Source organism: Bordetella genomosp. 5 (genome assembly GCF_002261475.1).
Classification (GTDB): domain Bacteria; phylum Pseudomonadota; class Gammaproteobacteria; order Burkholderiales; family Burkholderiaceae_B; genus Bordetella.
In genome coordinates, this window is record NZ_NEVN01000008.1 from 280431 (window position 1) to 297904 (window position 17474).

The window sequence follows — 17474 nt, forward strand, 5'->3', positions numbered from 1 at the left end:
AGTCGCGCGCTACGACACCATTGCTAGGGGAATACCACATGGCTCACCCGCAGAAGAAGCTGAACGCCGACCTCGAGGCCGACGCCGGCCAGGGGCCCTCCCACGAAGTCCGTAGCGCAATCAGCGAAGGCCTGCTGCGCGAGCAGGCGCTGATCGAACCGAAGTTTCTGTACGACACGCTGGGGTCGAGCCTGTTCACGGCCATCACCCAGCTGCCCGAGTATTACCCGACGCGCTGCGAGGCGGAGATCTACGCCACGCATGCGCAGGCCATGGCGGATCACATCGGCACGGTGGAATCCCTGATTGACCTCGGCGCGGGCGACTGCGTCAAGGCCGAGAAGCTGTTCCCCACGCTGCGCCCGCGGCGTTACATTCCGGTGGATATTTCGGCGCAGTATCTGGACCAGGCGGTTGCCCGTTTGCGACGCACCTGGCCGGACATCTCGATCACCGCGCTCGGACTCGACTTTTCGCAGGGCCTGCGCCTGCCGAGCTCGGTGCCGCCCGCCGGACGCCTGTTCTTCTATCCGGGATCGAGCATCGGCAACCTCGACCCCGACGCCGCGCTGGCCATGCTGGTGCGCATCCGCAACCAAAGCCCGAACGGCGGACTGCTGGTCGGCGTGGATCGCATCAAGTCGCGCGACATTCTCGAACCCGCCTACGACGACGCGTTGCACCTCACCGCGGCCTTCAACCTCAATATGTTGCGCCACGTGAATCAGCTGCTGGGCAGCGATTTCGATGTCAGCGACTGGCAGCATCGCGCTCATTTCAACACCGAAGAAAGCCGCATCGAGATGCATGTGGTCGCTCGGCGTGACCTCGTCCTGACCTGGCCTGGCGCCACGCGCGTCTTTACCGCCGGCGAGACGATCCACACCGAGAATTCCTACAAGTATTCGGTCGAAGGCTTCACCGATTTGCTGGAGCGAGCCGGCTTTCGCGGCATCCGTCATTGGTCGGATCAACGCGACTGGTTCAGCGTCTTCAGCGCAAGGACCTGATCATGATGGCGCGCCGCACGTTTTCTCCCGATGCTCCCGTGTTGGACAGCTCCTGTGCCCTCACGCATCCGCCGGCGATGCGCGCCGGCCCGCCCACGCTGGCCGAACGCTTCCACGCCGTCCGTACGCAGTCGCGCACGCTCGCGGCGCCCCTGTCGCCGGAAGACTGTCAGGCCCAGTCCATGCCCGACTGCAGCCCGGTGAAGTGGCATCTGGCGCACACCACCTGGTTCTTCGAGACCTTCGTGCTGGCGCGCTACTACCCGGCTCATCAGCCCGTGAATCCGCAGTACCGCGTGCTGTTCAATTCGTACTATCACGGCGTCGGCGAGCGTCACCCCCGCCCGCAACGCGGCCTGCTCACCCGCCCCACGCTTGCCGAGGTGCTCGAGTACCGCGAACGCGTGGATGCCTCGGTGCAGGCCCTGCTGCGCAAACTGGGCGATGACCCCGACGGCGAGCCCGCGCATGCGCTGATCGAGCTGGGCTTGCATCACGAACAGCAGCATCAGGAATTGATCCTCACCGACGTCAAGCACCTGCTGTCGTGCAACCCGATCGCGCCCGCCTACGCCGACGCGCCGCTGCCCGCCCTGCCGCCCGGCACGCCGGCCGGCTGGACCCGCTACGACGGCGGCGTCGTACGCATCGGCCATCAAGGCGATGGGTTCGCGTTCGACAACGAATCGCCGGCGCACGACGTCCTGCTCCAGCCTTTCCACCTGGCCAATCGGCTCGTCACGCAGGGCGAGTATCTGGCGTTCATGCTGGACGGCGGCTACCGCCGTCCGGAGCTCTGGCTCTCGCTGGGCTGGGATCAGGTCAGCGCCCAGGGCTGGCGTGCGCCCATGTATTGGCAGGGCCAGAAAGACGAGTGGCAGGCCTTCACGCTGCACGGCATGCAGCCCCTGGACCTGCAGGCGCCGGTGGTGCATGTCAGCTATTTCGAGGCCGACGCATATGCGCGTTGGGCGCGAGTGCGGCTGCCCCGCGAAGCCGAGTGGGAATACGCCACGCGCTCGCGCCAGGGCGCGGCGCCCGGCGCCGACGCCCACGCCAACTTCCTCGAGAGCGGTCGCCTGGGCCCCTGCCCCGCGCCCCGGCCCAATGCGGCGGGCGGGCCCGTGCAGCTTTACGGCGATGCCTGGGAATGGACCAGCAGCAGCTACGACGCCTACCCGGGCTTCACCGCGCCGGCGGGCGCCGTCGGCGAATACAACGGCAAGTTCATGTGCAACCAGTACGTCCTGCGCGGCGGCTCCTGCGCCACGCCGGAAAGCCACATCCGCGCGAGCTACCGCAACTTCTTCCCGGCCGATGCGCGCTGGCAGTTCTCCGGGATCCGGCTGGCGCGCGACGCCTGACCAGCCTTGTGCCCACGATCAGCTCGCAGAGATGTCATCCTTGTTGCACGCGCCAAAAACTTTGTGCTAGAATTTCGTTCTTCGCTGATCACGCAATCACTTGCGGCGACCAAACAGCGAGATGGCGCATTAGCTCAGCCGGTTAGAGCGACGGAATCATAATCCGCAGGTCCCCTGTTCGAATCAGGGATGCGCCACCAGAATTTAAGCGGCCCGCAGAGATGCGGGCCGTTTTGCATTGGCTTCGCAGTTCGCGCGCCCTCCTCCAAGCTCACCGCGCCCGCAACGCCTGCGGCGCATCGTCGATGCGGGCCACCCGCTCCAGAAAGGCCGCAAGCGCCGGGTTCTCGTGCTGGGCGTGCCATGCCAGATACATGTCGGCGTTGAAGTTGCGCACCGATAGCGGCCGGTAGTGCACGCCGTCGAGCCGCAGCTCGCGGGCGGAATCCGGCACGATGCCGACGCCCAGGCCGGCGCGCACCAGCGCGAGCAGCGTGTGGGTCTGGCCGGCACTCTGCACGAATCGCGGCTGCACGCCCGCCAGCCCGAACGCTCCCACGATGCGGTCGTAGAAGAACTTGCCCTCGCGCGGCGAGTACAGCACGAACGGCTGCCCGTGCAGTTGCTTGAGCGTGATCGACTCATGTTCGAGCAGCGCATTGCCGTCGGGCAGTGCCAGCACCAGCGGCTCGCGCACGATGAGCCGCGCTTCGACCCCCGGCTGTTGCGGCACGCTGCGTGCCAGGATGGCATCCACCTCGCGCGCGAGCAGCAGCCGATTGAGGTCGGTGGAGACGGTCTCGCGCAGCTGGATCTCGACGTCGGCGAGCACCTTGCGCGCCTGCATGATCATGGCCGGCATCAACCGGTACGACGCCACCGCCGTGAACCCCAACGTGATATGCCCCGCCTCGCCGCCGCTCGCGCGACGCGCCGTGGCGGCCGCACGGGCGGAGTACTCCAGCAGGTGGCGCGCATCGCGCAGGAAATGGCGTCCCGCCGCGGTGAGTTCGACCTGCCGGCTGTTGCGCTCGAAGAGCGTGACGCCCAAGGCCTGCTCCAGCAGTTGAATCTGGCGCGACAGCGGCGGCTGCGTCATGCAGAGGCGTTCGGCCGCGCGGCCGAAGTGCAGCGACTCGGCCACGGCGACGAAACATTCGAGCTGGCGGAATTCCATCGATTCAATCCTGGTATTGATCAATGCTATTTATAGCTCGAATGGCTATCCATGACATCGCCTCCCTATACTGGCCCGGCATGCAGACGGGTGCCCCGGAAGGCCTCGATGCAGGCGCCCCGCGGCCCACCGCCGCCCAAACACAAAGAGAAGATCATGGAGACAACCCAACCCGCGCGTTCGCGCATCCGCCTCGTCGCGGCGGCCCTGGTAGCGAGCGTCTGCGCCGCGCTGCCCGTGGCCGCGCAGGCCGAGTATCCGGACCGCCCCATCAATCTGATTGTGCCGTTCTCGCCTGGCGGCGGGACCGACATCTCGGCGCGCCTGCTCGCGGCGGCGCTGCAGCAGAAGCTCGGCGCGTCGGTGGTTGTCGACAACCGCCCGGGCGCGGGCGGCCAGATCGCCGCCGACCTGGTGGCGCGCGCGCAGCCCGATGGCTATAGCCTGCTGTTCGCGAACTCCGGCATGCTGGCGATCAACCCATGGATCTACAAGCTGAACGCCGAGCCGACCAAGGCCTTCGCGCCGGTGTCCTTGTTCTCCGATCTGCCCTTCGTGCTGGTCGTGCCCGCGACCCTGCCTGCAAAGAATGTGCAGGAGCTGGTCGGCCTGGCGCGCAATGCGCCTGGCAAACACACGTTCGCCAGTTCCGGCACGGGCGGCGCACCGCACCTGTCCGGCGAGATCTTCCAGCAGGCGACCGGCACCGAGCTCATGCACGTGCCCTACAAAGGCGGCGGTCCCGCCATGACGGATCTCATGGCCGGCCGCGTCGACATGTTGTTCGCGTCCGTGCTCGAGACCATGCCGTATGTGAGCGCGGGCAAGCTGCGGGCGCTGGCCGTCACCGGCGCGGCGCGATCCCCCGCCATGCCCGATGTGCCCACGATCGACGAGGCCGGCGTGCGCAATGCGCAGTCGGGCTCGTGGACCGCCGTCCTGGCGCCGGCCGGCACGCCGCAGCCGGTGATCGACAAGCTGTCGCAGGCCATCCGCGACATCGCGGCCGATCCCGCCATGAAGGCCAAGCTCGAGGCCCAGGGCGCGGTGGCGCACGGATCGACGCCGAAGGAACTGGCCGACCTCGCCGCCCGCGAACGCGCCCGCTACGGCGAGATCATCAAGAGCCGGAATATCCAGACCAATTGAACGCACGACCGCGGCGCCGAGTGGCTTGTCCAGCCCGGCGCTGCCCGACTTTACGCTTCGCCTCTTCTTTCAATTCACCAAGCTGCACGCCATGACCGATACCCCGCGCCAAACCTCGACCGAGATTCTGATGGTCGGCCCCCTGTTGCCCGATCTGATCGCCACGCTCGAAAGCCGCTATCGCGTGCACCGGCTCTGGGAGGCGCAGGACCCGGCGGCGTTCCTGCGCGAACACGGCGCGCGCATCCGTGGCATCGCCACCAGCGGCCGCTTCGGCGCCAAACGCGAGCTCATCGACGCCCTGCCCGCGCTCGAGGGCATCTTCAGCTTCGGCGTGGGTTACGACAGCATCGACATCGAGGCCGCGCGCGCACGCGGTGTCGCGGTGACCAACACGCCGGGCGTACTGGATGCCTGCGTGGCCGATACCGCGCTCGCGCTGATGCTCGCGGCCACGCGCCGCATCGCACAGGCCGACCGCTTCGTGCGCGCCGGCCGATGGACCAAGGAAGGCTTCGAGCTCGGAACGCGTTTGACCGGCAAACGCTGCGGCATCGCCGGGCTGGGCAACATCGGCCGCCAGATCGCGCGCCGCGCCGAGGCCTTCGACATGGAGATCTCGTATTTCAACCGCAGCCCGCGCGCCGACGCGCCCGCGCATTACCGCTATTGCCCCGACCTGCGCACGCTGGCGGCGCAATGCGATGTGCTGGTGCTGGCGGTGCCCGGCGGCGCGGACACCCGGCATCTGGTCGACGCGGCCGTACTGGACGCGCTCGGCCCGAAGGGCTGGCTCATCAACATCGCCCGCGGCACCGTGGTCGATGAAACCGCGCTGGTGCGGGCGCTGGTCGAAGGCCGGATCGCCGGCGCGGGGCTGGATGTGTTCGAACACGAGCCGCAGACGCCGCCCGAACTCAATACCATGGACAACGTGGTGCTGCTGCCGCACATCGCAAGCGGCACGCACGAAACCCGCCGCGCCATGGCCGACCTGATGCTGGCCAATCTGGATGACTGGTTCTCCGAGGGGCGCGTGCACACGCGCGTCGTCTGAGCACGCGACAGTAGGCTCGCGAGGCGGGTTTGCGGTATCGTGCGCTCACCTCCACCACGGATCTCAGGATTTTCATGAGCGACATCGATACCGGCGACCTCGCCCCGGGCGCCGCGGCGCCGCAGACGGCCGCGCAATCCGGCCCGCAGGCCGACGCCTTTCTGCAGTTTCTGGTCAACCTCGTCAACAGCGGCACCGCGCTGCAGAGCGTGGGCGTCACGCTGCAGATCGACGGTATGCTCGTCGCAGGCCATATCGTCTCGGGCGCCGAATACTTCGACCGCTTCGCGGTGGCGTTCTCCGACGCGCTCACGGGTGAGCAGGCGGGATCGCGCGAAGCCGTGCGCACCGCGCTGGCCGGGTTCGGCGATGTGTTCCGCCAGGAGCAGCCGGCATCGCCGCTGCCCAACTACATTCACCTGACCAACGCCCAGTTCTTCACGACCAATGGCGAGCCGATCTCGCATCAGCCCGTGCTGTGGCGCGGCCGCTTGGCAGAAGTCGACGGGTTCGTGCTCGGCAACCTGCAATGGACCAACACGCCCGCCGGCAATAGCTGATCGTCGTGTCGCCCGACGGCCCCGCGCGGCACCGCCGCGCGGGGCCGTTTTGCGTTCAGCGCTGGAGCGCGCCGTCTTCGACGACCACGCGCTCCAGGCGTTCGAACAGGACGGGGTCCGTGTGGCCTCCCGCCTCCTGCGCCATGATCGTCATGATCTCGTCGTGCGCGAGCGCGGGCCGATAGACGCGCGGCTCGCCGAGCGCATCGTAGATATCGCAGACCGTCAGAATGCGCGCGCCCAGCGGAATGTCGTGGCCCCGCAAGCCATCGGGATAGCCGCTGCCGTCGAAGTGCTCATGGTGCCAGCGCACCAGCGCCGCGACCTCCTCGCCCCGCGGCAGGCCGGCCAGCCGGACGATCTCCTCGCCGATCACCGGGTGCTGCTGCATCACCTTCCATTCCGCGTCGTCGAGGCGGCCGGGCTTGTGCAGGATGGCGTCCGGCACGCCGATCTTGCCCAGATCGTGCAGACGCGCGGCGAGCGCCAGCGGCGCGAGGTCGCGTGTCCGCACGCCGCTGCGCCGCGCCAGCCCAAACACCAGGCGATTCACGCGATCGCAATGGTCATGGCAGGCGGTGTCACGGGCCCGCACGACGGCGGACAGGGCGGCGCTGGCGGGATGCTCGGCGGAAGCGGACGATGAAAGCGGATCGGACAAGGGCGAACTCGGGCACGACGGAACAACAAGCCGCGATTATCCCGGGATTTTCTCGAGCCTGCCAAAAACACGCGGCCGAATATAAAAAACACAAAATAGAAAAATGCAGCGGCTGCAATAATCAATTCAAAGCAATTTACTTTGATGCGCTCATTTGCTCACCTATGCGCAATATTTCCGACCTTGCCGTAATATTTCCTTACCGAATTGGGGCGACTCGGGCAGGTAGCCCAGACTCGTAAATAAGCGGATTTTTAAGGGCTTTTTTGCGATTTTCGCTTCCTATCCAGCAAGAGACTGCGTTACGATACGCTTCAGCATCACCCCTGTTACATAGCCCCGGCGTAACCATTCTGCCGTCGCTGTAACAAAAAAATAAAACGAATGCCACAGGAAGCACCTCCCACCGGAATTCCAAAATTCCGTTCGGCAAGATAATCCTCGAGGGCGAAGCGAATATTCATGCGCGCGTATCAGACCGCGCATTCCGGGGATGCACGCCAGGGGATTTCCATATATTCCCGGCACCTGCAAGACCGAGGCACCGTACCTGGCTTACACCAAGATCAGCCACGTTTGCACATCGCTACTTCCGGGAGTCATGATGAATCGCCACTTGCTGTTCCCATCGATCGCTACGATGTCGCCCGCCCGGACCCGCCAAGGCGGGACGCGGGCGCAGCCAGGCCGTCACGTCGACCGCCGTTCGGCGCGCTGAGCGCCACACGCCGCAATTCGCCGGCACGCGCCTTGGCGCTGGCCGGCAGCCTGAACGGGCGTGCCTCACCGCACGCTGCAGGCACGTATTGCGCCCGACGCAGACTCCGCCGTGACTCTCTCACTCAGCGCCACTCAAGTCCTCACACTGGGCAGCCCCGCGATTGCCCTGGTGCTGTCGGGCTGTTTCCTGTGCATCTGGAGATTTTTCGACCGCCGGTCGTATCTCCCGATGCTGGCGCTCGCCTTTCTGTTTTACGCCGCCGGCGCGGTGATGCAGATCCTGGCCTGGCCGGTAGACCCGGAGATGAACTCCGCGCTCTCCGCGGGCATCTATCTGGCCAGCATCGGCTGCATGGCCGCGGGCATTCTGCGGCGCTACGGCGTGCGCGCCGAACTCGCGCTGACCGCCGCCTGTGTGCTGCTGTTCGGGGCGGTGGCCTACTACCACTTCGGCAGACCCGACCTCAACGGCCGCACGTACACCCTCAATTTCGGCATCGGCACCGTGCTCTGCGCGGCCGCGTGGCGCATCCGCCGCGCGACGCGGACCACCCGCATCGACCGCTGCATTTTCTGGGTGTTCGCGCTGTTCGGCATGAGCTTCTTTCCGCGCACGCTGCTCACCATGGCCCTGCCCTTGCCCTTCGTACCCAACGTGGTCGGCAGCGCGACGTTCTGGTTGCTGCTGCAACTGACCCTGGTGCTCACGGGCCTGATCCTCGCTCTGGCGCTGCTGGTCGCGAGCCTGGCGGACATGATCGCGCGGCTGCGCGACGACCGGGACATCGACGGGCTCACCGGCCTCTGGAACCGGCGTGCGCTCGACGAGCGCGCGGCCGCGATGATCGGTCACGCCGGCCTCGCCGAGCACGCCCTGCTTCTGATCGACATCGACCACTTCAAGTCCATCAACGACCGCTACGGCCACGCCACCGGCGATCATGTACTGAAAGTGTTCGGCGGCATCATCCGTGACACCGTCGGCGCGGACGGACTGGCCGGCCGCGTCGGCGGTGAAGAGTTCGCCGTCGTCGTGCAGCGCGACGTCGACGCGGCTCACGAACTGGCCCAATGCCTCGCCGACCAGCTGCGCGAGGTGCGGCTGGCCGAGTTCGCGCACGACCACGTCATCACGGCCAGCACGGGCATATCGATGCTGGTGCCGGGTGATAACGTGTCCAGCTGGATGCGTCGTACCGACGCCCTTCTCTATCAGGCCAAACGCGACGGCCGCAACCGCGTGGTTCGCCAGAGCCCCGACGCCGTCTCCGAATTCGGCATGACCTGATACCGCGCATTTCGCCCGCGCGGCGCGCAGCCCGCGCCCGCGGCCATCTCCATCCCGCCCGCGCGGCTCGATGCCGCCGGGCCATACGTTGCTCCGATTCTCCGCCGTGCCCAAGCTCTCCACCGAACTTCTTGCCCAACGCTGGAAAGAAACCTGCGCGCCTTACGGCGCCACCGAAATTGCCCTGGCCCAGACCCTGATCGAGGCCAACACCGTCGTACTGGCCGATTACTTCTACAACCGGATGCTGATCGACCCGAACGCCGCCTTTTTCCTGTCGGACCAACTGGTGCGCAACAAGCTTCATGCGTCGATGCAGGACTGGCTGCGCGCCGTGTTCGCCGCCGCGCCGGGCGGCCAGTTCGAGCAGGCCGTGGCGTTTCAGCGCCGCGTCGGCGAGGTCCATGCCCGCATCGAGATCCCGGTGCACCTGGTCATGCGGGGCGCACGCGCCCTGATCCGGCGCATGCACGAGTTGCTCGCCGCTCACCGCGATATCGACCTGGACACCCTCATCCAGACGTCGAAGTACATCAACGACGTCACCCTGATCGCGATCGAGATGATGTGCCATGCCTACGCCGTGTCGCACGACCGCAATGCACGCGCCGAGGAAGGCTATCGCCTGCTGGCGCTGTCGCAGAACGTCGGCGCCGAAAAGGAACGCCAGCGCGCCGCGCTGCTCGACTGGGAGAACCAGCTGATGTTCGGCCTGTCGGTAGGCCAGCAATGGCGCGAACTGCCGCGACTGGGCAAGTCGGAGTTCGGTCTGTGGTTCACGCACAAGGCGGCGCATGCGTTCGACGGATCACCGGAAGCGCGCGACGTGCGCGGCCATATCGAGGCAATCGACCAGCGGCTGGACCGCATTCGCGACGACAGCGGTGAGGCCGCCGAGCGCATCGAATTGCTGCATGCGGTGCGCGATACGACCAAGGCCATCGGCTTTCTGGTGGACGATCTGTTCGAGCAGGCGAGCAATCTCGAATCGGGCCGCGACACGCTGACCCATCTGCTCAATCGCAAATATCTGCACGTGGTGATGAGCAAAGAGGTCGCGTACGCCCGCAAGACGGGCGCGCCGCTGTCGGTGCTGGTGGCCGATGTGGATCACTTCAAGAAGATCAACGACGAGCACGGCCACGACGCGGGCGATCTCGTGCTGCAGCAGACCGCCTCGCTGATCTCGTCATACAGCCGCGGCGGCGACTACACCTTCCGGCTCGGCGGCGAGGAATTTCTGGTGGTGCTGGTGGACGCCGGCGCGAGCCAGGCGCTGAACGTGGCGGAATCGCTGCGGCGCCGGGTCGAAGACAAGGCGATGGTGTTGCCCGATGGCGCCCATGTGCGCATTTCGCTCAGCGTGGGCGTGGCCGCCCATGACGGCCATCCCGACTATCAACGGCTGCTCAAGCGCGCCGACCGGGCGCTGTACTGGGCGAAGGACGAAGGGCGAAACCGCTGCGTGCTGGCGGACGATCGCCATGACCCGAACCTGCACGGCGACGAGGGCGCCTGGCAAGGGCCGCCCATCGAAGCGCGCTAGATCAGTGGCTGCTGGCCTTCCAGTTGCCTTCGGGCTGGCGGCAGAACCAGAAAGACCAATCCTCCTTGCCCCCGCTCTGCGTGAAGCGGCCGTGCAGCATGCGGCAACGATCGGCTTTCTGGGTCTGGGTGGTCTGGGACGGCGTGAGCGCCACGCTGACGGGCGCGCGGCCACGCTGCTTCGTGCTGGTCCAGTTCGTGGTCTGGCCGTCGGCCGAATCGTTGAGCGCCTGGCTGACGGCGGCGCGGAACGAGGGCAGGTCGGCCTTCGGGATATTGACGATAATGCTGTGGTTCAGATACACGGGCGGGGCTGCATGCACGGGCGCGATCACGCTTGCGAGCAGCAACAATCCAGCAAAAACCTTGGGGCCAGTCATGACTCACTCCTCAGGCAATCTGAACGGGCACTATATACCAAGCCCGCGACCACTTTCACATTTTTGCGAGCGTCTCACTCGCCTCTGAATTCGCTCCGGAAGTTGCCTTCATGTACGACCTGATCAAGCTGGTTGCCCTGTTCGCCGTCACCGCGCTCTTCGAGATCGTGGGCTGCTACCTGCCGTGGCTGGTCCTGAACCAGGGGCGATCCTATTGGCTGCTCGTGCCGGCGGCCGTCGCGCTGGCGCTTTTCGCCTGGCTGCTCACGCTGCACCCCGCCGCGGCCGGGCGCACTTACGCCGCCTATGGCGGCATGTACATCGTGATCGCACTCGTCTGGCTGCGCGTGGTCGACGGCGTCGAGCTCACCCGCTGGGACGCCGCGGGCGCGGTGCTGGCGCTCGCCGGAATGGCCGTGATCGGCCTGCAGCCGGCACGCGCCTGAGTCGGTCTCGCGCGGCGGCGAGGCCGCGCACGACCGGCACCCCGCAACGACACGGGCCGGCTGAAACAGCCGGCCCGATCACACGTCTTTATTCGGTATCGCGCGCCCGCGCGGGTATGGGCGGCGGTGCCGTGGGCACCTCGGCGTCGCGTGCCTCCGACCCATCGGCATGGGGCGGCGCGAACAGGTCCCAGCACGCGACGAACAACGCAGCCACCAGCGGTCCGATCACGAAGCCGTTCAGACCGAACAGCGCCATCCCGCCGAGCGTGGAAATCAGCACGACATAGTCGGGCAGCTTGGTGTCCTTGCCCACCAGCACCGGGCGCAGGACGTTATCGACCATGCCGATGACCAGCACCCCGAACGCGATCAGCACCACGCCCTGCCAGATCGCGCCCGTGAGCAGGAAGTAGATGGCGACGGGAGCCCAGATGAGGCCCGCGCCGATCGCGGGCAGCAGCGACAGGAACGCCATCACGACGGCCCACAGCAAGGCGCCCTGGATGCCGAGCACCCAGAAGATCACGCCACCCAGCGCGCCCTGGCACGCGGCCACGGCGATGTTGCCCTTGACCGTGGCGCGGATGACCGTCGTGAACTTGCGGAACAGATGCTGCTTCTGGTGCGTCTCGAGGGGCACGGCCGCGCGCAGGCGGGCCGACAGATGCCGGCCATCGCGCAGCAGGAAAAACAGCAGGTACATCATCACGCCGAACCCGACCAGGAACTGGAAGGTGTCCTGACCGATGTTGACGAGCTGGGTCGCGAAGAACTGGCTCGCCGCCATGGCACCCGAAGACAGCTTTTCCTGGATGCTGCCGAGGTCGGCCAGATCGAAGCGCGCCAGCATGTCGTGCACCGAGGCCGGCATCGCGTCCATGGCCTGCTGGAAATAGCTGCCGAAGTTCAGGTTGCCCGACTTCATGCGCTGATAGAGACTGGCGCCCTCCTGCACGAGCGAGCCCGTGATGGCGATGAGCGGCAGGATCACGAGCAGCAGCACCATCAGCAGGGTGATCAGCGCCGCCAGGTTGTTGCGCGTGGGCATTCTGGCGAGCACGCGGCGATGCACGGGCGCGAAGATGATGGCCAGGATGGTGCCCCAGAACACCGCCCCGTAGAACGGCCAGAGAATCCAGCCGAACGCGATCGTCACCAGGATCAGAAGCGCGATGAAGGTGCGGTTATGGAGCAACGTGGGCTGATTCATGGGTAATCTCGAGTGCGGCAAGCCGCGGTCGCGTCATTGTATCCAAGCGCCTTGTCAGCGCGCACACGATTGCGGGTTCAGCGCGCAATAGCGTTGCCGCGCCTGGCCGAGTTCATCGGCATGCTGGTTGAAGGCGGCCAGCCGCGCGTTGAGCGCGTCGCGCACCGACGGGTCGCGCACCTGCGTGAGCGGCCCCTTCGTGGCGATCTCGCCCTGTCGCAGCGCGACGAAATCGGCGGCGTCCAGCGCGCTCGCGAGCGTCGACTCCAGCAGCGGCCAGAGCGGCTCGAGCTCCCGCGCCGGCCGTTCCACCGCGGCCTCGAAAGCCTGGTCGTACACAGTCTTGAGCTCGGCGGCCTGCATCAGATCGGCACGTGCCTGCCTGGCCTGAGCCAGCGCACGGGGCAGCTCCGTTGCCTGCCGGTGCACCTCGGCCCGCAGGTTGAGCCATTGCGCGCGGCGCTCGAGCAGTTCTTCGACGGTGTGCACGCTCAGCGTCTGGGTGGCCTCGTCCGAGGTGCGCAGGGCATCCCGAACGCCGGCCTGGAAGACCGTGAGCACCTCATAGTGCTTGTCGTAGCCACCGATAGCCTCGCGCAGCTCCGGCGTGAGCGGCGGCGCGATCACGCCCTGCATGACCACGACGTGATCGCGCAGAAAGGCAATGAAGGCGGCGCGCTCTTGCGGCTCACGATTGACGCAGGCCACCAGAAGGCCAGCGGCCACGACGCCGCACAGGCCACGGGCAAGCGCCCGCCAGCGTGGCATTGAGAACAACGGACGAACCACAAAATCGAGCACGGGCATACACCTGCGGCGCCCCTCGGCAGCCAAAAAAAGGGATGCATCGAGCTTAGCGCAGCGCCCGGGCCGGGTTTGCATTCGCCCAGACTTTGTTGCCATCGAATCGCTCTGTGACACGGCCGGCGCCTAGCGCCGTTCGAGACCACCGGACGCCGGATGAGCGCGCGCGATGCCACCTGTCGCGTGCCTGCCGGCCGGCGTCGCGCTCGGCACCCTGATGCCGAGCGCAAACAAAAGCCTTGACAGAACAAAGGCTTAGAGATATGATCGCAGTCTTGCCTGTATTCTTGGCGCTGCCGGCATGCATCTCATGCACCGGATTACGCCAACTTCCTGGCCCTGCGCCCTGCATCACTGCCATTGCAGTACCGCACCCGCAGCACGCCGCCGCAAGCGAACGACTTCTCTCGATCGACCTTCTTTCGATCGACCCTCTTTCGGATAGCACCGTCAGAAGCATGGCCTCCAACCCCACAGAGGCCTTGCCAGAGCATCGTTTACCGGCACCCGCTTCGAATCTCGTCGCGTCCGAACCCGAACCCGAACCCGCCGCGCTACCCGCACACCCCCACGCTTATTTGCGTCACGGGAATGTCGTTCAAGCCGTAGCGGTGGCGCACCCTACTCCGATAACCATCCCGGTGCGCAAGGGCAGCTCGAGGACGTCGCGCTCGATTTCCAACCCAGCCAGGGCGGCTTAGCCGACGTGGCTTTTAAACCTCGTGCGACTCACCCAACGCACGAGCAGGCCGAGTTCCGCGTGTTTCCAGAACGCGACCCGCCCGGCCTTGTGGCGCGCCTTTTGCCATCGGCATCGGACGCGCCTGTCGACCGCTGCACTGTGCAGCGGGTCCGTCTCTGTCCCGACCCTCCGTGGTCAGAACGGCGACACCCCGGCACCCGCCGGAGCCAGGAGGTCGGCGCCCGCCGCCTCCGAAGCATCCCGCACTGCCGTTTCCACAACTAGAACTTGAACGAGGAAACTCATGAATTCGCTTTTCAACATTAAAAATCTCGTGCGCCGCGCAGATCGCTCCGCACTCGACAACATGCAGATCAACGTGGGCGATGTCGTCCATCTGCAAGTGGCCGATGGCCCAGCCATTCGCGCCAAGGTGATCTACAACGCGCCGTACAACGGCACGACCACCTACACCACCGACCTGGTGTGCGCCGGCAACGGCGCCGGCGCTCGCGCCGCCCGCATTCGCTTCCGTCACGAACACGTGCATCGGATCGAGTCCGTACGTCACCAGCAGCACGCGTAAACGGCCATGGCTGCGTGCTAAAGTGCGGCGATCTATCGCCGCCCTTTACCCGCCATGTCCGCTTCCGCCGTTCGTATCTGGGATCTCCCCACCCGACTCTTTCACTGGGCCCTCGCCACCTGTGTGATCGGCGCCCTGGTCACGGTGAAACTGGGGGGCCTCTATATGGACTGGCACGTCCGATTCGGGCTGGCCACGTTCGGCCTGATCCTGTTCCGCCTGATCTGGGGCTTCGTCGGCCCGCGCTACGCACGGTTCACCACCTTCGTGCGCGGCCCGAGCGCGTTGCGCGACTACCTGCGCGGCGCGCGTCAGGCCGGGCACAATCCGCTGGGCGCACTGTCGGTCATCGCCATGTTGCTGGTGTTGGGCTTTCAGGCCGCGAGCGGTCTGTTCACCACCGACGACATCATGATCCAGGGCCCGCTGTATAGCTACGCGAGCGAAGACCTGGCGGCCACGCTGACGTCGCTGCACAAGCAAAACGAATGGATCATCTACGGCCTGCTGGGCCTGCACCTGCTGGCGGTGCTCTGGTATGCCCTGGTGCGGCGCCAGCGGCTGGTGCGCGCGATGATCACCGGCAACGCCCCGGTCCACGAGCTGCCGCTCGACACCACGCCCGCGCGCGATGGCTGGGGCACGCGCGTGGCGGCGCTGGTGCTGGCCGTTGCCATCACCGCCTTCGTCCTGTGGCTGCGCACCCTCGAGGTCGTGCCGAGCTACTGATTCCGAGCCTCCAAAGACAAACGCCCGTCGGCATCGCTGCCAGCGGGCGTTTTTCATTGCGGTGCCAGAAATCCGGTGGGGCTCCTGACGCTGCGGCGTCCGATCACTTCTTGCGATAGGCGTCGTGACAGGCCTTACAGCTGGCGCCCACATCACCGAATGCGGCACGCACCTTGTCGAGGTCACCCGCGTCGGCGGCAACAGACAGCTTATTGACGTTGTCGATCAGACGCTGTTGCTTGGCCTTGAAATCATCGGCGTTGCTCCAGATCTCGGGCTTGGCGTCGCCGCCTTCGGTGCCCGGACCAAACGCGGCCCAGGGCAGCGTGGCGAGCGTCTTGAGGACGTCCACGTTGGCCTTGATCTGGGCGGCATCGTAAGGCGCCTGGCCGCGCACGACCGGCTGCATGCGGCCGAAATGCGATGCGATGAGTTTGAACGAGGCTTCGCGGTACTTGACCGCATCCTCGGCCTTGGCGAACTGGGCATGCGCCGGCGCGATCATGAGCGGCGCAAGCGACGTACAGACGAGCGCGGCAATCGCGGACAACTTCTTCATGGGGCTCTCTCCTGAGACGGCAATGGGACCCGCTGGCACGGCCCTCGAGAGGCCATGCCAGCGTGGCCACACTATACCGTTCGGGCGAGCTTCGCGGCCAGTCCGATATAGCTGCGCGGCGTCATGGCGAGCAGGCGCGCCTTGGGCTCTTCGGGCAGCTCGAGACCGGTAATGAACTCGCGCAGACCTTCTTCGTTGATGCCCTTGCCACGGGTCAGCGCCTTGAGCTGCTCGTAGGGCTGGGGCAGACCATAGCGGCGCATGACAGTTTGCACCGGTTCGGCCAGGACTTCCCAGCACGCGTCGATGTCGGCGTCGATCGCGGCCGCGTTGACCTCGAGCTTGCCCAGGCCACGCATGCACGAATCCCACGCGACCAGGCAGTAACCCAGACCCACGCCCAGGTTGCGCAGCACCGTGGAATCGGTCAGGTCACGCTGCCAGCGCGACACCGGCAGCTTCTCGGAAAGGTGACGCAGCACGGCGTTGGCCAGCCCCAGATTGCCTTCGGAGTTTTCGAAGTCGATCGGGTTGACCTTGTGCGGCATCGTGGAGGAACCGACCTCGCCTTCTTTCAGGCGCTGCTTGAAGTAGCCCAGCGCGATGTAGCCCCAGATGTCGCGATCCAGGTCAAGCACGATCACGTTGGCGCGCGCGATGGCGTCGAACAGCGCGGCCATCCAGTCGTGCGGTTCGATCTGGATCGTGTGGCGGTTTTGCGTGAGACCCAGGCCGGCCAGGACCTTGCGGCTGAACTCGGGCCAGTCGATCTCGGGATAGGCCGACAGGTGAGCGTTGTAGTTGCCGGTGGCGCCATTGAGCTTGGCGAGCGGCTCGACGGCCTCGATCGCGCTCACGGCACGCGCCAGGCGGGCGGCCACGTTGGCGAATTCCTTGCCCAGCGTGGTGGGGCTGGCGGGCTGGCCGTGGGTGCGCGACAGCATGGGCTGGTCGGCCTGAGCGGTGGCGATTTCGTTGAGCTTGGCGACCATGTCGCGCAGGCGCGGCACCACCACCTGATCACGCGCGCGAGTGAGCATCAGCGCATGCGAGGTGTTGTTGATGTCTTCGGAGGTGCAGGCGAAATGGATGAACTCGGCCGCGCGCGCCAGCTCGGCGTCGTCGGCCACGCGCTCCTTGAGCCAGTATTCAACCGCCTTGACGTCGTGGTTGGTGACGCGCTCGATGTCCTTGATGCGCTCGGCATCCGACTCGGAGAAGTCGCGCACGAGCTGGGCCAGGCGCTCGCGGGCGGCCGGCGTGAAGGACGGCAGCTCGGGCAGGCCGGCATCGGAGAGCGCGATCAGCCACGCCACTTCGACCTCGACACGATGGGCCATGAAGCCGGCTTCGGACAGCAGCCCCCGCAGCGCATCGCCGCGCGACGCGTAGCGCCCGTCGAGTGGCGAAAGGGCATTGAGTTGGGTAAGCTGGGCGGCAATCTGCATGATCATCAAAAATAGCGGTTGGGAGGCGGGCCACGATTTTATCACCCGCCCTTCTGTAACAATCTGGCGTCGCCCGGATTGGCCCCTGCGACAAAT

General features: G+C 66.2%; 17 protein-coding genes and 1 tRNA gene. 11 read left to right on the forward strand and 7 right to left on the reverse strand.

The genetic code is table 11. The features are described 5' to 3' along the window. Positions 1-38: 38 nt before the first annotated feature. From egtD to CEK29_RS15805, 3 genes are all read left to right on the forward strand, one after another. The gene (gene egtD, locus CEK29_RS15795) at positions 39-1010 is read left to right on the forward strand and encodes an L-histidine N(alpha)-methyltransferase (RefSeq protein ID WP_094858651.1); all 972 of its coding nucleotides are present in this window, start codon (positions 39-41) and stop codon (positions 1008-1010) included. A 2-nt stretch (positions 1011-1012) separates the two neighbouring features. Beyond that, the gene (egtB, locus tag CEK29_RS15800) at positions 1013-2374 is read left to right on the forward strand and encodes an ergothioneine biosynthesis protein EgtB (protein WP_440588330.1); all 1362 of its coding nucleotides are present in this window, start codon (positions 1013-1015) and stop codon (positions 2372-2374) included. Between the two features lie 123 nt (positions 2375-2497). Continuing rightward, positions 2498-2574, forward strand: a tRNA-Met gene (locus tag CEK29_RS15805). Between the two features lie 71 nt (positions 2575-2645). Here CEK29_RS15805 and CEK29_RS15810 read toward each other — a convergent pair. Beyond that, positions 2646-3551: a LysR family transcriptional regulator gene (locus tag CEK29_RS15810; protein ID WP_094801977.1), complete on the reverse strand. Its 906-nt coding sequence runs from the start codon at positions 3549-3551 to the stop codon at positions 2646-2648. A 156-nt stretch (positions 3552-3707) separates the two neighbouring features. Between CEK29_RS15810 and CEK29_RS15815 the strand changes: the two genes are divergently transcribed. From CEK29_RS15815 to gvpU, 3 genes are all read left to right on the forward strand, one after another. Beyond that, a complete protein-coding gene (locus CEK29_RS15815; RefSeq protein WP_094802219.1) occupies positions 3708-4700 on the forward strand; it encodes a Bug family tripartite tricarboxylate transporter substrate binding protein in 993 nt (330 codons plus the stop codon). A gap of 91 nt (positions 4701-4791) precedes the next feature. Then, positions 4792-5757 (forward strand): 2-hydroxyacid dehydrogenase, encoded by a 966-nt coding sequence (locus tag CEK29_RS15820; RefSeq protein ID WP_094858723.1) that lies wholly within the window; start codon positions 4792-4794, stop codon positions 5755-5757. Between the two features lie 74 nt (positions 5758-5831). Next, complete coding sequence (gvpU, locus tag CEK29_RS24135; RefSeq protein ID WP_249279118.1) at positions 5832-6317, forward strand: gas vesicle accessory protein GvpU; 486 nt, start codon at positions 5832-5834, stop codon at positions 6315-6317. 55 nt (positions 6318-6372) lie between these two features. Here the strand turns inward: gvpU and CEK29_RS15830 are convergent, their stop codons facing one another. Further along, positions 6373-6978, reverse strand: a complete 606-nt coding sequence (locus tag CEK29_RS15830) for an HD-GYP domain-containing protein (RefSeq protein ID WP_094858652.1) — start codon at positions 6976-6978, stop codon at positions 6373-6375. Between the two features lie 829 nt (positions 6979-7807). On the opposite strand from CEK29_RS15830, the gene CEK29_RS15835 reads away from it, so the two are divergent. Then, entirely contained in the window at positions 7808-8986 is a 1179-nt protein-coding gene (locus CEK29_RS15835; RefSeq protein ID WP_141217942.1) for a GGDEF domain-containing protein, read from the forward strand. A gap of 106 nt (positions 8987-9092) precedes the next feature. Continuing rightward, positions 9093-10532 carry a diguanylate cyclase gene (locus CEK29_RS15840; RefSeq protein ID WP_094801983.1) on the forward strand — a complete coding sequence of 480 codons (1440 nt, stop codon included), beginning with the start codon at positions 9093-9095 and terminating at the stop codon, positions 10530-10532. Position 10533: 1 nt separating this feature from the next. Here the strand turns inward: CEK29_RS15840 and CEK29_RS15845 are convergent, their stop codons facing one another. Beyond that, a complete protein-coding gene (locus tag CEK29_RS15845; protein ID WP_094801985.1) occupies positions 10534-10911 on the reverse strand; it encodes a hypothetical protein in 378 nt (125 codons plus the stop codon). Between the two features lie 110 nt (positions 10912-11021). Between CEK29_RS15845 and CEK29_RS15850 the strand changes: the two genes are divergently transcribed. Beyond that, entirely contained in the window at positions 11022-11357 is a 336-nt protein-coding gene (locus CEK29_RS15850; RefSeq protein WP_094801987.1) for a YnfA family protein, read from the forward strand. 88 nt (positions 11358-11445) lie between these two features. Here the strand turns inward: CEK29_RS15850 and CEK29_RS15855 are convergent, their stop codons facing one another. After that, positions 11446-12570 carry an AI-2E family transporter gene (locus CEK29_RS15855; RefSeq protein ID WP_094858654.1) on the reverse strand — a complete coding sequence of 375 codons (1125 nt, stop codon included), beginning with the start codon at positions 12568-12570 and terminating at the stop codon, positions 11446-11448. A 54-nt stretch (positions 12571-12624) separates the two neighbouring features. Then, a complete protein-coding gene (locus CEK29_RS15860) occupies positions 12625-13296 on the reverse strand; it encodes a DUF3053 family protein (RefSeq protein ID WP_176456917.1) in 672 nt (223 codons plus the stop codon). 1064 nt (positions 13297-14360) lie between these two features. On the opposite strand from CEK29_RS15860, the gene CEK29_RS15865 reads away from it, so the two are divergent. Further along, on the forward strand, positions 14361-14642 hold the full coding sequence (locus CEK29_RS15865) for a hypothetical protein (RefSeq protein ID WP_094801993.1): 282 nt from the start codon (positions 14361-14363) through the stop codon (positions 14640-14642). Positions 14643-14696: 54 nt separating this feature from the next. After that, positions 14697-15371: a cytochrome b/b6 domain-containing protein gene (locus CEK29_RS15870; RefSeq protein WP_094858656.1), complete on the forward strand. Its 675-nt coding sequence runs from the start codon at positions 14697-14699 to the stop codon at positions 15369-15371. 103 nt (positions 15372-15474) lie between these two features. Here CEK29_RS15870 and CEK29_RS15875 read toward each other — a convergent pair whose 3' ends face one another. Together CEK29_RS15875 and purB are read right to left on the reverse strand one after the other, a co-directional pair. Further along, a complete protein-coding gene (locus tag CEK29_RS15875) occupies positions 15475-15930 on the reverse strand; it encodes a c-type cytochrome (RefSeq protein ID WP_094801997.1) in 456 nt (151 codons plus the stop codon). A gap of 71 nt (positions 15931-16001) precedes the next feature. Then, positions 16002-17378 (reverse strand): adenylosuccinate lyase, encoded by a 1377-nt coding sequence (gene purB, locus CEK29_RS15880; protein WP_094802224.1) that lies wholly within the window; start codon positions 17376-17378, stop codon positions 16002-16004. Between the last annotated feature and the right edge of the window lie 96 nt (positions 17379-17474).

What these genes read in the sequence shown, in the direction of transcription:
- egtD (WP_094858651.1), top strand. Translation starts at nt 39, where the DNA reads ATGGCTCACCCGCAGAAGAAGCTGAACGCCGACCTCGAGGCCGACGCC.
- egtB (WP_440588330.1), top strand. Translation starts at nt 1,013, where the DNA reads ATGATGGCGCGCCGCACGTTTTCTCCCGATGCTCCCGTGTTGGACAGC.
- CEK29_RS15810 (WP_094801977.1), bottom strand. Translation starts at nt 3,551, where the DNA reads ATGGAATTCCGCCAGCTCGAATGTTTCGTCGCCGTGGCCGAGTCGCTG.
- CEK29_RS15815 (WP_094802219.1), top strand. Translation starts at nt 3,708, where the DNA reads ATGGAGACAACCCAACCCGCGCGTTCGCGCATCCGCCTCGTCGCGGCG.
- CEK29_RS15820 (WP_094858723.1), top strand. Translation starts at nt 4,792, where the DNA reads ATGACCGATACCCCGCGCCAAACCTCGACCGAGATTCTGATGGTCGGC.
- gvpU (WP_249279118.1), top strand. Translation starts at nt 5,832, where the DNA reads ATGAGCGACATCGATACCGGCGACCTCGCCCCGGGCGCCGCGGCGCCG.
- CEK29_RS15845 (WP_094801985.1), bottom strand. Translation starts at nt 10,911, where the DNA reads ATGACTGGCCCCAAGGTTTTTGCTGGATTGTTGCTGCTCGCAAGCGTG.
- CEK29_RS15850 (WP_094801987.1), top strand. Translation starts at nt 11,022, where the DNA reads ATGTACGACCTGATCAAGCTGGTTGCCCTGTTCGCCGTCACCGCGCTC.
- CEK29_RS15855 (WP_094858654.1), bottom strand. Translation starts at nt 12,570, where the DNA reads ATGAATCAGCCCACGTTGCTCCATAACCGCACCTTCATCGCGCTTCTG.
- CEK29_RS15865 (WP_094801993.1), top strand. Translation starts at nt 14,361, where the DNA reads ATGAATTCGCTTTTCAACATTAAAAATCTCGTGCGCCGCGCAGATCGC.
- CEK29_RS15870 (WP_094858656.1), top strand. Translation starts at nt 14,697, where the DNA reads ATGTCCGCTTCCGCCGTTCGTATCTGGGATCTCCCCACCCGACTCTTT.
- CEK29_RS15875 (WP_094801997.1), bottom strand. Translation starts at nt 15,930, where the DNA reads ATGAAGAAGTTGTCCGCGATTGCCGCGCTCGTCTGTACGTCGCTTGCG.
- purB (WP_094802224.1), bottom strand. Translation starts at nt 17,378, where the DNA reads ATGCAGATTGCCGCCCAGCTTACCCAACTCAATGCCCTTTCGCCACTC.